At 66.7% G+C, this 17,728-nt stretch carries 9 protein-coding genes; 7 read left to right on the top strand and 2 right to left on the bottom strand.

Annotated features, from left to right (window positions below):
* The first annotated feature begins 11 nt into the window (after positions 1-11).
* From QZ755_RS05600 to QZ755_RS05575, 6 genes are all read left to right on the top strand, one after another.
* Entirely contained in the window at positions 12-3,053 is a 3,042-nt protein-coding gene (locus tag QZ755_RS05600; protein WP_294320573.1) for a TonB-dependent receptor, read from the top strand.
* Between the two features lie 168 nt (positions 3,054-3,221).
* Entirely contained in the window at positions 3,222-4,724 is a 1,503-nt protein-coding gene (locus tag QZ755_RS05595) for a tryptophan halogenase family protein (protein WP_294320571.1), read from the top strand.
* Positions 4,721-6,022 carry a sugar porter family MFS transporter gene (locus QZ755_RS05590; protein WP_294320570.1) on the top strand — a complete coding sequence of 434 codons (1,302 nt, stop codon included), beginning with the start codon at positions 4,721-4,723 and terminating at the stop codon, positions 6,020-6,022. The genes QZ755_RS05595 and QZ755_RS05590 overlap by 4 nt, the downstream gene beginning before the upstream one ends.
* Positions 6,019-9,393 carry a LamG-like jellyroll fold domain-containing protein gene (locus QZ755_RS05585; protein WP_294320569.1) on the top strand — a complete coding sequence of 1,125 codons (3,375 nt, stop codon included), beginning with the start codon at positions 6,019-6,021 and terminating at the stop codon, positions 9,391-9,393. The genes QZ755_RS05590 and QZ755_RS05585 overlap by 4 nt, the downstream gene beginning before the upstream one ends.
* Before the next feature lie 136 nt (positions 9,394-9,529).
* Entirely contained in the window at positions 9,530-11,596 is a 2,067-nt protein-coding gene (locus QZ755_RS05580; RefSeq protein WP_294320568.1) for a TonB-dependent siderophore receptor, read from the top strand.
* A 53-nt stretch (positions 11,597-11,649) separates the two neighbouring features.
* Positions 11,650-12,111, top strand: coding sequence for a hypothetical protein (locus QZ755_RS05575; RefSeq protein ID WP_294320567.1), 462 nt, complete (start codon positions 11,650-11,652; stop codon positions 12,109-12,111).
* Between the two features lie 10 nt (positions 12,112-12,121).
* Here QZ755_RS05575 and poxB read toward each other — a convergent pair whose 3' ends face one another.
* Positions 12,122-13,840, bottom strand: coding sequence for a ubiquinone-dependent pyruvate dehydrogenase (poxB, locus tag QZ755_RS05570; RefSeq protein WP_294320566.1), 1,719 nt, complete (start codon positions 13,838-13,840; stop codon positions 12,122-12,124).
* 146 nt (positions 13,841-13,986) lie between these two features.
* Positions 13,987-14,448 (bottom strand): GNAT family N-acetyltransferase, encoded by a 462-nt coding sequence (locus QZ755_RS05565; protein WP_294320565.1) that lies wholly within the window; start codon positions 14,446-14,448, stop codon positions 13,987-13,989.
* 174 nt (positions 14,449-14,622) lie between these two features.
* On the opposite strand from QZ755_RS05565, the gene QZ755_RS05560 reads away from it, so the two are divergent.
* The gene (locus tag QZ755_RS05560; RefSeq protein ID WP_294320563.1) at positions 14,623-17,667 is read left to right on the top strand and encodes a TonB-dependent receptor; all 3,045 of its coding nucleotides are present in this window, start codon (positions 14,623-14,625) and stop codon (positions 17,665-17,667) included.
* Positions 17,668-17,728 lie beyond the last annotated feature (61 nt).

The following is a 17,728-nucleotide window of genomic DNA, read 5'->3' as shown; positions in this document are numbered from 1 at the left end:
GGGAGGTTTTCATGCGTCACGGTTCGTCGTCGATCGTCCGTTCGATGCTGCTCGGGGCAGCATCCGTGCTGGGGCTTGCCGCACCGGCAATGGCCCAGAGCGATCCCACCGCCGCCACCAATCAAGCCGAGGCACCCGCCGACGATATCGTCGTCACTGGCATCCGCGCGTCGCAGGCGCGCTCGGTCGAAATCAAGCGCAACGCCGCCAGCGTGGTCGAGGCGATCAGCGCGCAGGACATCGGCAAGCTTCCCGACGTCACCATTTCCGATTCGCTGCAACGCATCCCTGGCGTGCAGATTCGTCGCGAGGCGGGCGAGGGCGGCGCGGTCAACATCCGCGGGTTGCCGCAGGTCACGACCCTGATGAACGGCGAACAGTTCCTCGGCGCCAATTCGGTGACGACGGTGCAGCCGAACTTCACCGACATCCCCTCGCAGCTGTTTTCGGGCGCGACCGTGTTCAAGTCGCCGACTGCATCGCTGCAACAGGCGGGCCTGTCGGGTACCGTCGACCTGCTGACCCGCCGGCCGATGGATTTGAAGCAGGGCTTCACCCTGTCGGCCGCCGCCGAGGGGCAATATGGCGACAAGACGGAGAAGTGGAGCCCGTCGGCCAACGGCCTGATCGCCTATCACGGCGACCGCTTCGGGGTGCTGGTGTCGGCCGCCTATAGCGACCTGACGCTCGGCAACAGCTTCCGTGGGATTCAGGATTACGGCGTCGCGCTGAACAACGAAGGCGGCAGCGCGACCAACCAGGGCGCGTTCGCTACTGGCAACAACGGCGTCAGCCGGGGCAAGGCGGTGCGCAACGGCGCGGGCACGATCATCGGGTACGACGTCAACGGCGATGGCGATGCCAATGACGCGTTCATCACACCGCAGTCGCATACCGCGTGGAACCGCATCACCAACCGCGAACGCTTCGGCGCCAATGCATCGCTGCAGTTCGAGATCAACGATGCGCTGAAGCTGACTGCCGACGGCTTCTACACCCGCCAGACGCAGTACGACCGTACCGCCGGGTTCCAGTTCCAGAATGTCGACTGGCTGTCGTCGCCGTTCCTGCCGACGAAATCGCGCGATACCGGCGCCGTCGTCAACGGCTACAACGTCAACACGGTGCAGCAATATACCTATAGCCTGCCGAGCTTCGACAGTTATTCGGAAACCTTCCGCACCAAGAGCGAGTCGCAGAACTACAATGTCCAGCTCGACTGGCAGCCGAGCGACCAGTTCAAGGGCACGATCCGCGGCATTTACGGCAAGGCTTCGCGCAAGCGCGACCAGGCCTATACCCAGTTCAGCCTGACCAACGGCACGCAATGGGCGTATAACGGCGTCGGTAACTATCCGGCATCGGTCGGCGGCGACCGCCAGTTCAATCCGACCGGCTACCAGATCTACAGCCAGACCGCGACCGTCGACTATTCGAGCGGCGCGCCGGTGTTCGGCTTCTCGCCCGCGTTCCTGGCGCAGGCGGCCGATCCGTCGCGCTATGGCCTCAAGACGATTTCGTCGGAGGGCAACCAGTATCAGAATGGCGACCTGTGGGCGGTGCGCGCCGACGGCGAATATACCGCCGACAACGGCGTCAAGCTGGCGTTCGGCGGCCGCTATGGCGAACGCAGCGTCGACCAGTTCACCTTCGACCGGGTATCGCCCTTCTATGCCGGTAACACCGACAATGCCGGTAATCCGGCGGGCGGCTGTCTGGTCAAGTGGAAGGCGTTCGACGTCAACCTGAACGACAACAAGTGCGCGGTGCGCGATGCGCAGGGCAATGCCTATACCGCGGGCTATACCCGGCAGGCGACCGACCCGATCTTTGCGAACCTCATCAAGCAATATGCCCTGCCCGCCGGCGGCACGCCCGCACTCTATGCGCTCGACCCGCACGCGATGGACGACAGCGAGGCGTGGCAGAACAAGTTCTATCCGGGCAGCCAGAATCTGGTGAACCCGGCCGACAGCTTCACGGTCAATGTCCGCCAGATTTCGGGCTATGGCCAGGTGTCGGGCGAAGGCGTGCTGCTGGGCATGCCGTTCCGCGCCAATGGCGGGTTGCAGGTGGTTAACACCCGCCTGAACGTGCGCCAGAACATCGTCGGCGCGCCGCAGCCCTACGGCGTGTCGGGGGTCGATGCCGGCGACGTCGTGACCAAGCGCGAGTTCACCGACTTCCTGCCCGCGTTCAATGTCGCGTTCGACGTGACGGACAAGCTGCGCGCGCGTGCCGCCTTCTCGAAAACGATGACGGTGCTCGACTTCCTGCAATGGGGCGGCGGTCTGAACGTCAACTATGCGATCAACACGCAGGTGAACCCGGCGCGGTTCGAGGCGCGGACGGCGGATTCGCGCGGCAACCCGAACCTAAACCCGTGGCGCGCGACCAATGCCGAAGCCAGCCTCGAATATTATACCGGGCGCTCCAGCCTGGTCGCGGTCGGTGCGTTCTACATCTCGGTCGACAGCTTCATCACGACGACGACCGAAACCCGCACCGACATCCCCGACAATGACGGCGTGATCCGCCGCCCGGTCATCACCAACACGCTGGCGCAGGGTGAGGGTGGCACGCTGAAGGGGATCGAGGCGTCGGCGCGCCAGTCGCTGGCCGATTACGGGGTCAACGGCTTCCTCGGCGGGTTCGGCGTCGATGCCAACTACACGCTGTCGCTGGGCGATGCGGGGCAGGTCGATCTGGCCGGCAACAAGATGCCGTTCCAGGACAACAGCAAGCATCAGGTCAACGCGGCCTTGTGGTTCGAGAAATACGGGTTGCAGGCGCGCGTCGCCTATAATTTCCGTTCGAAGCGGCTCGCCTCGTCCAACTATGGCGGTATCCAGGGCCTCGCCCAGTATCAGGAGCCGACCCATTATCTCGACGCATCGGTCAGCTACGACATCACGCCGCAGTTCAGCGTGTACGGCCAGGCATCGAACCTGACCGGCGAGACCGAGCGCTATTACCTGACTTGGCAGGACCAGGTGTTCAACGAGAACATCTACGAGCGCCGTTTCATCGCCGGCGTGCGGGCGAAGTTCTGATCGGCGTGGCGACGTGTCGAGGTGTCGACATGTCGCCACACCTCACGCGTCACCCCCGCGCAGGCGGGGGTCCAGGGCCACAAGCGCAAACGCTGTCCTGCTTGGCTCTGGACCCCCGCCTGCGCGGGGGTACGGTGGTGAGGGACACCGACGATACAGGGGGGAACGATGCCACACGAACCGGTCCGCTCGATCGTCATCGTCGGCGGCGGTACCGCCGGGTGGATGGCGGCAACCTATCTGGCGCGGCGGCTGACCCATCTGAACCTGTCGATCACCGTCATCGACAGCGCCGCGATCGGCACGGTCGGCGTGGGCGAGGCGACGGTGCCCGCGATCCGCGATTTCCTCTCCGCGATCGAGCTGGGTGAGCCGGATGTGCTGCGCGAGACCGGCGGTACGATCAAATACGGCATCCGCTTCGATGGCTGGGGCGGGGCGGATCACCGCTTCTTCCACCCGTTCGGCCTCTATGGCGTCGGCGCGGGCGGGGTCGCATTCCATCAATACTGGTTGAAACTCAACGCCGCCGGGCGCGCCGGGCCGATCGGCGACTATTGCCTTGCGACACAGCTCGCCCGCAGCGGGCTGTTCCTGCCGCCCGCCGACCGGCCGGCCAATGATCTCGGCGTATTCAACTTCGCGCTGCATTTCGATGCGGCGAAGTTTGCCGCGCTGCTGCGCCGTTTGGCGCTCGCCAACCGGGTCGCGCATGTCGACGGGCGGATCACGCAGGTCGCGACCGATCCGGCGCGGGGGCACGTCACGGCGGTCACGCTCGACGACGGGCGTGCGATCGCCGGCGACCTGTGGATCGACGCCTCGGGCTTTCGCAGCCTGTTGCTGGGCGAGGCGCTCCGCGTCCCCTATGTCGACTGGCGCCACTGGCTGCCGTGCGACCGCGCCGTGGCGATCCCATGTCGTGCCGCGCCGGGCAATCCGGTTCCCTATACCGTCGCCACCGCGCGCAAGGCGGGGTGGCAATGGCGCATTCCGCTTCGCCACCGCATCGGCAACGGATCGGTCTATTGCAGCGCGTTCCAGTCAGACGGTGATGCCGAGGATGCGCTGCTTGGCCATCTGGAGGGCGAACCGCTGGCCGATCCCAACCGGCTGCGTTTCGTCACTGGCCACCGCGAGCGGTTCTGGTCGGGCAATGTCGTAGGGCTGGGGCTGGCGTCGGGCTTTCTCGAACCGCTCGAATCGACCAGCATCTCGCTGATCCAGTCGGGCCTCGAACGCTTCGTCGCGCTGTTCCCCGACAAAGACTGCGACCCGCGCCTTGCCGCGACCTATAACCGGCAATCGGTGCTGGAGTTCGAACGGCTGCGCGACTTCCTGTTCCTCCATTACCTTGCCAATGGCCGGGATGAACCCTTCTGGCAGGCGATCCGCGCGGTCGAACCGCCGGAACCCTTGCAGATCAAGCTGGACGCATGGCGTTCAGGAGGAGAATTCGTGCGCAACGAGTGGGATACGTTCCAGGACCCGAGCTGGCTGAGCCTCTATGCAGGGTTCAACGACCTGCCGCAGCGCCATTCGCCGCTGGCCGATGCGATCCCCGACGACCGCCTCGCCGACAGCTTCGCGCGGATGCGCGAGGCGATCGGCAAGACGCTCGCCCATGCCGAACCGCATGGGGCCTTCCTGAACCGGGTGGCGGGCGCATGAGCGGGTCCACCCACGCCCGCGCCGTCGTCGCGATGAGCCTTGGCGGGCTGTTGTTCGGCTTCGACACCGCCGTCATTTCGGGCGTCACCGATGCGCTGCGCAGCAACTATGCGCTGTCCGAAGCGGGCCTCGGCCTTGCCGTGTCCGCAGCATTGTGGGGCACGCTGGTCGGCGCCCTGTTCAGCGGGGCGCCGGGCGACCGCTGGGGCAGCCTTGCGGTGCTGCGTGTCATCGGTTTCCTCTATGTCGTCTCGGCGATCGGCTGCGCGGTCGCCGCCACGCTGACCGGCTTCGTCGCGTTCCGCGTGCTGGGCGGCCTTGCCATCGGCGCGTCGTCGGTGCTGGTCCCGGTCTATATCGCCGAGATCAGTTCGGCGAAGCGGCGCGGGCTGCTGGTCGGGCTGTTCCAGTTCAACATCGTCGCTGGCATCCTGATCGCGTATCTCAGCAATTATCTGGTGGCCCAGGCGGTCGCTCCCGACATCGCATGGCGGTGGAAGCTGGGCGTGGCGGCGGTCCCGGCCGCGCTGTTCCTGATCCTGCTGACCGGCCTGCCGCAAAGCCCGCGCTGGCTCTCCGCACGCGGCCGGAGCGACGATGCGGCGCGCGCGGCGGCCCGCCTCGGCCTCGATGCGATCCCGCCGGGGGAGGGCGGCGGCACCGGGCGGCTCGACTGGCGGCTGCACGCGACCCCGATCCTGCTCGCCATCGCCATCGGGCTGTTCAACCAGCTGTCGGGCATCAACGCGATCCTCTATTATCTCAACGACATCTTTGCCGCGGCGGGCTTTACCGGCGTGTCGGGCGATGTGCAGGCGATTGCGATCGGCGTCGCCAACCTGATCGCGACGGTCATCGGCATGGGGGTGATCGACCGGGTGGGGCGCAAGCCGCTGCTGATTGGTGGCGGCATCGTCACCGCGGTCGCGCTGGGCGGGGTCGCCCTGGTCTATATGGGCGCGGCGTCGCCCGCGCTGCTGCTGCCGCTGCTGATCCTGTTCATCGCCGCTTTCGCCATGTCGCAGGGCGCGGTGATCTGGGTGTATCTCAGCGAAATCTTCCCGACCGACGTGCGCGCGCGCGGACAGGCGATCGGCAGCGCGACGCATTGGGTCGCCAATGCCGTGCTGTCCTTCGCCTTTCCGCTGGTGGCGCATTGGGACCGTGCGCTGCCCTTCTGGGGCTTTGCCGCCGCGATGCTGCTGCAGGCGCTGCTGGTCTGGCGCTTCTTTCCCGAAACCCGTGGCCGCGATCTCGAAGCGATCAGCGCCGACCTGACGAAAAGGACTTCCGCATGAAACTGGGCATGATCGCCGCGCTGCTGGCCGGTGTCGCAGGGGTTGCAGGCGCACAGGTGCCGGTGAATGGCGGGCCGTACAACGCCAGCTTCCTGCCCGGCGGGATCGGCATCGAACGCCCGGTCGAGGGGCCGGTGACGCAGGCCGGCGCGCCGTACAGCGTGACGCTGTGGGTCAAGGGCGATGCGCGGCAGGCGGGCGTGGTGCCGCTGGTCGCGCTGGGCGATGCGCGCGTATTGGCGCTGAAGGACGGGCGGCTGACGCTGACCGATGGCAGCGCGACGCTGGCCGGGCCTGCGCTTACGCCCGGCCGCTGGACGCAGGTGGCTGCCGTGTCCGATGGCACGCGCGCGACGCTGTATGTCGATGGCCGCCGCGTCGCGACCGGGGCGGCGCGTTCCGCCGCGACGACCGGCGTGCTGCATGTCGCGCGCGCGGTACCGGGCCAGCCCCATTTCGGGGGGACGCTGGTCGGCGTGACGCTGCACGACCGCGCGCTGTCGGTGGCCGATATCGCCGCGATGCCGCGCCCCGACTTTGCCAATGTCCAGCTGTGGGAGGTCGGCGTCAGCTGGCCGTTCCAGAAACAGGCCAATATCGGCCTGACCCAGCAGCAGGACCCCTGGACCCTGCCGCAGACCAGGGGCGATGCGTACAGCGCCCCCGTCGCCAAACCGCTGCCGACCGCACCTGCATTGCAACCGACCGCGCCGGGCCGGTGGCAGATCAATGGCTGGCAGCTGGCCGCCGCGCCCGACGTCGTGGGCGACGGCGCCACGCTGTCGCGGCCGGGCAATCCCAAGGGCGAATGGCGCGCGGCGACGGTGCCGGGCACGGTGTTGCAGACCCTGGTCGATCGCGGCGTCTATCCCGACCCCTATTACGGCCTGAACAACCTGAAGATCCCGGAAAAGCTGGCGCGGCAGGATTACTGGTACCACACCCGCTTCACCGTCCCGGCGGAGGCGGTGGGCAAAAAGCTGACGATCGTGTTCGGCGGCATCAACTATGCCGCCGACATCTGGCTGAACGGCGCGAAGCTGGGCCAAACGCGCGGCGCGTTCATCCGCGGCCAGTTCGATATCGTGCCCCAGGCGGGCGAGAATGTGATCGCGGTCAAGGTCTCGCCCCCGCCGCACCCCGGCATCCCGCACGAACAATCGGTATCGGCCGGCGTCGGCGAAAATGGCGGGCAGCTGGCGATCGACGGCCCGACCTTCGTCGCGACCGAGGGATGGGACTGGATTCCGGGCATCCGCGACCGCAACACCGGGCTGTGGCGGCCGGTCGAGCTGGTGGCGCATGGGAACGTCCGCATCCTCGACCCGCATGTCGTCACCGACCTACCGCTGCCGCGCACCGACCGCGCCGACGTGCTGGTGACCGTGCCGATCGAAAACAGCGGCCCCACGACCCAGGTCACGGTCAAGGTCGCGTTCGAGGGCGTATCGGTCGAACGGACCGTGACCGCGCCGAGCGGGCGGAGCGAGGTGCGCTTCACCCCCGCCGACTTCCCCGCGCTCACCGTCGCCAACCCCAAACTATGGTGGCCCAACGGCTATGGTGAACCGCATCTCTACCACGCGACCTATCAGGTCAGCGATGCGACCGGCGTGTCGGACAGCAAGGCGGGCCGCTTCGGCATCCGCGAGGTCAGCTACGACCTGTCGTTGTTCGATGCGAAGGGGGCGCTTCGCCGCGTCAACGTGCAGACCACCGATGGCGCCCTTGCCGGACAGAAGCTGATCGACGTCCGCCACGGCGCGATCAAGCAGTCGCCGACCGGATGGGCGGAATCGCTCACCGCAGCGGGCGAGGTATCGAAAGCCGTTACTCCGATCGCCGACACCCTGCCCGAACCGCATCTGGCGATCCGGGTGAACGGCGTGAAGATCGCCGCGCGCGGCGGCAACTGGGGCATGGACGACGCGATGAAGCGGGTGAGCTATTCCTGGCTCGCACCCTTCTTCCGCCTCCAGCGCGAGGCGCACATGAACGTCATCCGCAACTGGATGGGGACCAATACCGAAGAGGAGTTTTACGACCTCGCCGATGAAAACGGCATGATGGTCCTGAACGATTTCTGGCAATCGACCCAGAACTTCCAGATCGAGCCGGACGATGCGGCGCTGTTCCTCGCCAATGCGCGCGACACCATCGCCCGCTATCGCAACCATCCCTCGATCATCCTGTGGTTCGGTCGTAACGAGGGCGTGCCCTATCCGGCATTGAACGAGGGGCTGGACGATGCCGTGTTCCAGCTGGACGGCACCCGCTGGTTCACCGGCAGCTCGAACGTCGTGAATTTGCAAGGGTCCGGCCCGTACAACTACCGCGCGCCGGAGGGGTATTTCACCGATCTCGCCACCGGTTTCTCGGTCGAGACGGGCACGCCGTCCTTCTCGACCGCCGAATCCATCGCGTCGTACGTGCCGCCGGCGGATCGCTGGCCGCTGGGTGACGTGCTCGCCTATCACGACTGGCACTTCGCCGGGAATGGCGACACCAGGACGTTCATGCAGACGTTGGCCACCATGTTCGGACCCGGCAAGGATTTCGCCGATTTCGAACGCAAGGCGCAGATGATGAACCTCGAAACGCACAAGGCGATGTACGAAGGGTTCCTGGGCCATTTGTGGACGAAGAATAGCGGGCGGTTGTTGTGGATGACGCATCCGGCGTGGCCGTCAAATGCGTGGCAGATCTATTCGTGGGATTACGACACCCACGCCGCCTATTACGGCGCAAAGAAAGCCGCCGAGCCGCTCCACGTCCAGCTGAACCTGCCGGGCAACGAACTGGTGGTGCTGAACACGACGCAGGCCGATGCGAAGGGGCTACGTGCCACCGTGCGCGTCGTCGGCCTCGACAATGCGGAGCTGTTCACGCGGACGGACCGGGTCGATGCGCTGGCCAACCGGGCGACGCCACTGGCCGCCGTGCCACTCGACACGCTGTACGCGGCGCATCCGGTGGTGCTGGTGCGGCTGACGCTTGCCGACGCTGCGGGCAAACCGGTGTCGGACAATTTCTACTGGCGCGGGCGCGATGCCGCTTCGTACCAGGCGCTGAACGGCCTCGCCCCCGCCACCCTCACCGCGCGGATGGCGGCTCCGGTGGTCGACGGCAGCGACCGCATGGTCACGGTCGACCTTGCCAATAACGGCACGGTGCCGGCGCTCAACACCAAGCTGACGCTCACCGGCCCGGACGGCAAACGCATCCTGCCTGCCTTCTACAGCGACAATTACGTGGCGCTGCTACCGGGCGAAAAGCGGACCATCATCATCCGCTATCCCGCCACCGTCACCGCCGCGCCCAGCGTGACGCTGCGCGGATGGAACGTCACGGAGGTGCCGGTTTCGCGCTGACCGGCGGGTCGGCCCGGGCGGTGCCTGGGTCGACCTGTCGGCAGGTCGACAATCCAGCAAGGCAGCACAGCCGCTTGCTTTCGTAAAATGCTAATGATAACGACTCGCATCATCATCGCATGATGGGGGAGTTTTCATGTCGTTTCCGTTCGTCGTCGCGGCCCTGGCCGTGGCGGCTCCCGTTGTCGCGCCCGTTGCGCCCGAGGCCGATCCGCAGGAGATCGTCGTCACCGGCGTCGCGGGCGATTACGGCTATGTCCCGCAGGACAGCGCCATTGCCAAGACGCCGGCCCCCTTGCGCGACCTGCCGCAATCGGTGGCGGTGGTGGGGGAAGCGGTGCTGCGCGATCAGCGCGCGCTGTCGCTGCAGGATGCGTTGAAGAACGTCGCCGGGGTCGGCTTTTCGTCGGGGGACGGGCAGCGCGATCAGGTGACGATCCGCGGCTTTTCCGCCATCGCCGACCAATATGTCGACGGCTTCCGCGATGACGGCCTGTATTTCCGCGACCTGTCGAACGTCGAGCGGATCGAGGTGGTGAAGGGCCCGGCGGCGGTACTGTACGGACGCGGATCGTCGGGCGGCCTGATCAACCGCGTGACCAAGAAGCCCGACGGTGACGTGACCAGTGCGGCCCTCACCGGCGGGTCGTTCGGCAATGTCCGCGGTGAATTCGACATCGGCCGCCTCGATACCGACAGCGGCGTCGGCGTGCGGGTGACCGGCGCGTATCAGGACAGCGACAGCTTCCGCGAACAGGGGCTGCTCCGCCGTACCGCCATCGCGCCGTCGTTCGTGTTCGGGCGGGGCAAGGCGACGTCGCTGCTGGTGCAGGCCGACTACCTGACCGACCGGCGGGTCAACGACTTCGGCATCCCAGCGGTGGGTGGCCGTCCGGTCGCGGTGGACCCAAAGACCTATTATGGCGCGGCCAATGCCCGTACCACCGATGCCGTCCGGTCCGAGGTACTGGGCCAAGGGGTGACGCTGCTCCACCGCTTCTCGGACAAGCTGAGCGTACGCAACGGCTTTCGCCACTATGCCTACAGCCTCAACCGTCGCAACACGTTGCCCAGCGCGGTCAACGCGACGGCCCGCACCGTGACGCTCAGCCATGGCGGCATCGACCGGGATGAGGATGGCTGGTCGAACCAGACCGAGCTGACCCAGCGCGCGACCATCGCCGGCATGGACCACGCCATCCTGTACGGCGTGGAGATCGCGCGGCAGGTGAAGGACGCGCGGACCATCGCCACACGCGTCGTCGCGGTCACGTCACTGTTCGATCCGGTGGGTCCGGTGGTCGACAACACCGCCTTCACCGCGCTGTCGGCGAACCAGCGCAACCGGCTCGAAACCACCGGCGCCTATGTCCAGGACCTGATCGACTTCGGTCATGGGTTGAAGGCGCTGGTCGGCCTGCGCCACGACATCTATCGTCAGCGCACCGACCAGCGGCTTGCGGGCCAAGCCGATCTCGCCCGCACCGACCGCAACTGGAGCCCGCGCGCCGGCCTCGTCTTTCAGCCCGACGACGCGCAATCCTATTATGTGTCGTGGAGCCGCAGCTTCCAGCCTTCGGCCGAACAGTTCGGCCTTGCCGCGACCAATGCCGATATCGCCCCCGAAGAGACGGTCAACCGCGAGATCGGCGCGAAATACACGCTGCTCGGCGGGCGGCTCGCGCTACAGGCGGCAGGCTTCATCCTGAAGCGTACCGGGATCAAGGGCACCGACCCGGCGACGCAGGCCGTGCTGCCGGTCGGGACGCAGCGCACGCGCGGCATCGAACTGTCGGGACAACTCGACTTGGCGGGTTGGCGCGCGGTGGCGGGCTATGCGTATCTCGATGCAAAAATCGTCGCCTCCGCCACGCCGACGCTGTTTGGGCGCAGCGCGACGCTGACGCCCAGGCATCAGGCGAACCTGTCGCTGGTGCGCGATTTTGGCTGGTTCGGGATCGGCGGCGGCGGCAATGTCGTCGGCGACCGCTGGGCCGATCCGGCGAACACGACGACGCTGCCCGGCTATGTCACCGCCGACGCGCTCGCCTGGGTCGATGTCGTCCCGGCGGTGCGGGTGCAGCTCAACGGCTACAACCTGTTCGACCGCCGCTATATCGTGTCGGGCCATGGCAGCTCGCCGCTGCTCAACATGCCGGGTGCCCCGCGATCGGTGCTGGCGACGGTGCGCCTGGAGCTGTAGGACTAGTGGATAGGTCGACGTGTCGACATGTCGGATAATTGAGGAGGAATGCCGTGGCAGGAAAATTGTCCATCCTGATCCTCCTTGCCCTCCCGCTCATCGCGGCGGCACCCGCCCCGACGACCGGCGTCCGCTGCCGCATCGCCGTCGAGGGCGGACCGATGACGGGGGGCTGGGCCGGAACGTGTCGCGCGGGGCTGGCCGAGGGGTCGGGTGCCGGGCGGGTGAGCTTCGCGGACGGCGAAACCGGGGTGTTCGCTGGACGGGCGCGTAGCGGACAGGGAGTGTCGGGGATCGCCCTGCTGGACCAGGGCGGTTTCAGGCTGGTCGCCATAACGCCCGAACCGGCAGGCCCGACGATAGACCAGGCGGCGGCAACGTCCGAACGCGCCTTCCGGAACAGCTTCGCCGGCGCGGCCGCCGCCGCCGAGGCGCATCGCCGCGCAGGTAATACGCCGTCCGCGCGCTATTACCGGCAGCTGCGCGCGCGGCTGATCGCCGGGCAGCCGGAATAGGCGCGGCGCCTCAGCGGAACAGGTTCGCCCTGGCCAGCTCGATCACCTCGTCGCCGCGCCCGCTCATGATCGCGCGCAGGGTGTAGAGGCTGAAGCCCTTCACCTGCTCCGCCTTGATCTTGGGCGGCATGGCGAGTTCCAGCGTCTCGGTCACGACATCGACCAGCGCCGGGCCGTCATGGGCGAAAGCCGCGCGCAAGGTCGCTTCCAGTTCGTCCGAGCGCGTCACGCGGGCGCCGAAAAAGCCCATCTGCGCCGCGATCGCGCCGAAATCGGGGTTTTTGAGTGCGACATTGGTGTCGACATAGCCCGCCGCCTTCTGCTCCAATTCGACGAACCCCAGCGTCGAATTGTTGAAAACCACGATCTTGATCGGCAGCCCCATCTGCACCGCGGTCAGCATGTCACCCATCAGCATCGTGAGACCACCATCGCCCGACAGCGACACGACCTGTCGCTCCGGAAACGCCGCCTGCACGCCCAGCGCCTGCGGCATCGCGTTCGCCATCGACCCGTGGTTGAACGATCCGATCAGCCGCCGCCGGCCGTTCATCGTCAGATAGCGCGCCGCCCACACCGCCGGCGTGCCGACATCGGCAGTGAACACCGCATCGTCGGCGGCGATCGCATCAATCACCCGCGCGACATATTGCGGATGGAGCGGCTTGTCGTTCGCGCGGGGCGTCGCAAGCTCGTCCAGCCCCTTGCGCGCCTTGGCATAATGGTCGCGCGCCCTTGTCAGGAACGACTCGTCGCGGGCCGGCGCGACCAGCGGGGTCAGCGCCGCCGCCGCTTCGGCCACATCGCCGACGATGCCGATATCGATCTGCACCCGCCGCCCCAGCGCCGACGGGTCGCGGTCGACCTGCGCGACCTTCGCCTTTTCGGGATAGAAGTTGCGATAGGGGAAATCGGTGCCGAGCATCAGCAGCGTGTCGCACTCCATCATCGCGTGATAGCCCGATGAAAAGCCGATCAGCCCGGTCATGCCGACATCGTACGGATTGTCCCACTCGATCCATTCCTTGCCGCGATAGGCGTGGACGATCGGCGCCTTCAGCTTCGCCGCCAGCGCGACCACTGCGTCATGCGCGCCGGCCACGCCCGCGCCGCACAGCAGGGTCACCGCCTGCGACCCGTTCAGCAGTTCGGCGAGGCGCTCGATTTCTTGCTGCTGCGGCACGATGCGCGGGGGGAGGGGGGCGGCGAAATCGGCGCGGGCGGCCTTCGGCGCATCCTTGAGCGCCACATCGCCAGGGATCACCAGCACCGCCACCCCCTGTTGCCCGATCGCGGTGCGCAGCGCGCGGTGGAGCAGTTCGGGCAGCTGTTCGGGGGTCTGCACCATCTCGCAGAAATGGCTGCATTCGCGGAACAGCTCGGTCGGATGGGTTTCCTGGAAATAGTTCAGGCCGATCTCGCTCGACGGGATATGCGCGGCGATCGCGAGGACGGGCACGCGGTTGCGCTGGCAATCGAACAGCCCGTTGATGAGATGCAGGTTGCCGGGGCCGCAGCTGCCCGCACATACCGCGAGCTTGCCGGTCGCGGCGGCCTCCGCGCCTGCCGAAAAGGCCGCGACCTCTTCATGGCGGACATGCATCCAGTCGATCTGGCCCGACCGGCGCAAACTGTCGTTGATCGCGTTCAGACTGTCGCCGGTCACGCCCCAGATGCGCTCGACGCCGGCGGCGATCAGCGTGTCGGTGATGAGGTCGGCGATCTGCATGGGGTGTCTTTCGCGAAACAGGTTCGGGAGGGGAAACCGGCGAACGACCGATTGGCTTCGTGCGAAGTGCGCAAAGCGGGTTGCGTGGAGGTCAGCAATGGACGTCGCGCCAGCGCAGGCTGAGATGACGTATGTGGCGCACAACCTCACCCCAGCGTGTAGACCTTCTGCACGATGCCTTCCGGCTCGCGATAGGTGCGGAAACCCATCGCCTCGTAATAGCGCAGCGCGCCGGCGTTGTCGGCGGCGATATAGGCGTCGATCTTCGCCAGCCCCGCCGCCTGCGCCGCCGCGCGACTGGCGGCGAACAGCGCGGCGCCCACGCCCTGCCGGTGCGCGCGCGGGTCGATATGGGTGCCGATGATGCCCCAGCCCGGCGGCACGGCGTAGCGATTGCCCGGCTCCGCGTGGACCAGCGACTGGAACCCCATGACCTCGCCCGCCGCATCGACCGCCACCGTGCAGCATATACTGGCCGGGTTCGCGATATAGTAGCGGGTGACGAACGCCACGTCGCTGGGCCGTTCGCGCCCGGTCTGCGCGATGATCGCGCGCAGCACGCGGTGCATCGCTTCCGCGTCCGCAATCGATGCCCTTCGTGTCTCCATCCTCGTCTCCCGCTTATCTGATAGCGCGCCAGGTGTGCTGTTCCAGCAACAATAGATTACAATATGCTCGCACTTATTTTGGCCTGCTTTACTCGGATGGCACACTCGAACATCTGTCGCGCGTGACGCGACGATCCGGGGGATCGTTCGCCTCGACCGGAGGACAATAACCCTATGAAGATCGTTTTCGGTCGCTCGCGCTTCGTCGCGGGTGCCGCCACCTGTGCGCTTGCCACCGCGTTGATCGCCGGCCCCGTCGCCGCGCAGACCACGCCCGCCACGCCCGGCACCGTTGAAGCGCGCGAACAGGCGACGAACCCGACGACGACCGAGGGCACTGCCGATCAGGGCGCCGACGACACGATCGTCGTCACCGGATCGCTGCTGCGCCGCACCGACAGCGAAACCCCCTCGCCGGTCACCGTGCTGACGTCGGACACGCTGGCAAAGGCCGGCATCACCAACGTGTCGGACGCGATCCGTTCGATCTCGGCCGATGGCGCCGGTTCGATCGGCACCGGGTTCCAGAGCGGCTTTTCGGCCGGCGGTTCGGCCGTGTCGCTGCGCGGTCTGGGCGTATCGTCGACGCTGGTGCTGATCGATGGCCTGCGTTCGGCCAATTTCCCGCTCAATGATGACGGCCGCAACGCCTATGTCGACCTGAACTCGATCCCGTTCAGCCTGGTCGACAAGGTCGAGGTGCTGAAGGACGGCGCATCGTCGACCTATGGCGCCGATGCGATCGGCGGCGTGGTCAACGTGATCCTGAAGAAGCACTTCACCGGCATCGATGGCCTGGTCGAAGGCGGCGTGGCCGAACGCGGCGATGCCTCGCACCAGCGCGCGCACCTGACGATCGGCACCGGCGATTACGACGCCCATGGCTGGAACGTGTTCATCAACGGCGAATATCAGCGCGACGGCCGGGTATCGAACCACAGCCGCGGCTTCCCGTACAACACGCAGGACCTCAGCTCGATCGGCGGCCTCGACAACAATGCGTCGGACAGCTCGCTGACCGTCAACGTGCCGACCGCCTATGTCACACGCGTCCGCCAGGGTGACCTGAACAACCCGCTGAGCGGGGCGGCCGGTTCGCCGCTGAGCAACCAGTATCGCGCGCTGGGTCTGGGCAACTGCGCCCGCGACACCTTCACCGTCAATACGACCGCGGTGCAGGGCACCGGCTGCAAATATGACCTGGTCGACCTGTATCGCCAGATTCAGCCGCTGCAGGAACGCTATGCGCTGAACGCGCGCCTCAGCGTCCGCCTGAGCGACACGACCGAAGGCTATGTCACCGCCAGCTACAGCCGCAGCGACGTCAGCATCAACGGCACGCCGTCGGTGATCCGCGCGACGCAGCCCTTCGGCGCCGCACCGTCGGTCGCATCGGCGAATCCGGGCATCGTCCTGCCGATGTATATCTGCTCGGCCGGCACCAACTGCGCCACCGCGACCGATCGCCAGCTGAACCCGAACAACCCGTTCGCGGTGGCCGGCGCCGATCCGACGACCAGCGCCGCGCGCATCTATTACATGTTCGGCGACATCGCCGCCGGCAGCGACCGCAAGAACGAAGTGTATCGCGCCGCCGCCGGCCTGACCGGATCGTTCGACGACGAACGCTTCGCATGGCGCGTCGACGGGGTGTACGCCCGTGACGAGATGCAGATCACCCAGCACGGCCTGCTGAACATCCAGCAGCTGCTGCGCGCGATCAACACCGGGTCGTACAATTTCGTCAATCCGCAGGCGAACAGCCAGGCGGTGCGCGACCTGATCGCCCCGGACAAGGTCACGCCGTCCTTCTCGACCATGGCATCGGCCGATGCGTCGCTCAGCGCGCGCCTGCTCGACCTGCCGGGCGGCCCGCTCCAGCTCGCCATCGGCGGGCAGGTGCGGCGCGAGACGCTGGAAAACAACAACCAGAACGTGAACCTCGACACGTACGGCCTGACGACCGCTTCGGCGTTCGGCGCACACACCGTGTCGGCGGCGTATTTCGAACTGGGCGCCCCGATCGTCAAGCAGCTCGAAGTGAACGCGTCGGGCCGCTACGACCATTATTCGGAAGGGTTCAGCCACTTCTCGCCCAAGGTCGGGGTGAAGTTCACGCCGATCCGCGAACTGGCGTTCCGCGGCACCTATAGCGAGGGCTTCCGCGCGCCGACCTTTGCGGAATCGGGCGCGCGCAGCCAATATGCCGGCTTCGTGACCACCACGCCGCCGTGCAACTTCATCCTGCAGCATGGCGGGACCGGCACGACCACGTCGTGTTCGGCCAACGGCAACCCGTACAACCTGCAATATTCGCTGGGTCGCGGGTCGGCGGGCAATCCCGACCTGAAGCCGGAAATCTCGCGCAGCTTCACCGCCGGCATGATCTTCCAGCCCGTGCGCTGGTTCAGCTTCACCGTCGACTATTACAATGTGCGCAAGAAGGACCTGATCGTCAGCGGCCCGTTGGTCGGCGATGCGGTGAAGGCCTATTACAACTCGGCCAACCTCGCCGCCGCACAGGCCGCGGTCGCGGCCATCGGGCAGGGCTATTCGGTCAACAGCGTCGATGCGGTCGACCCGAACTTCCCGAACGCCCTACCGCGCGTCCTCATCATCAACGTGCCCTATGTGAACGCGAACTATTCGACCACGTCGGGCATTGATTTCGCGGCGACGCTGACCGCGCCGATCGCGGACGACGCGACCTTCACGAGCCGTGTCGAGGTGACCCACATCCTCGAATACAATCTCGATGCGGGCGAGGCGAACGGCAACGTCCAGAACTATGCCGGGACGATGGGGCCGTACAACCTGTCGTCGGGCAACGGCACGCCGGCATGGCGCGGCAACTGGCAGAACACGTTGCAGGTGGGGCCGTACGCCCTGTCGGCGACGACCTATTATGTCAGCCGGATCAAGGCGGTGTCGGAGGACCAGAACCTGCCGCGCGATTGCGCCACCGGCAATCTCTACACCCGCTCCGCGCCGCAGAACGAACAGTTCTGCTACGTCAAATCGTTCATCAACGTCGACCTGAACGGCACGGCCAAGGTGAACGACAACTTCTCGTTCTTCCTGAACGTGAAGAACCTGTTCGACGTGAAGGCTCCGCTGGCCCCGGCCGCCTATGCCAGCGCGCCGAACTTCCTGACGACGTGGCATTATGCCGGCCTGATCGGCCGTCAGTTCCGCGCAGGCGCCAGCTTCCGCTTCTGATCGGTCTGGCTTCGGCCACAGGAAACGGCGGTCCTCCCGACAGGGGAGGGCCGCCGTTCTC

Origin of the sequence: uncultured Sphingomonas sp. (assembly GCF_913776855.1) — a bacterium.
In the GTDB taxonomy this organism is placed as follows: Bacteria; Pseudomonadota; Alphaproteobacteria; order Sphingomonadales; family Sphingomonadaceae; genus Sphingomonas.
The sequence above is the reverse complement of the archived record's forward strand: the minus strand, read 5'-3'. Positions and strand labels throughout refer to the sequence as shown.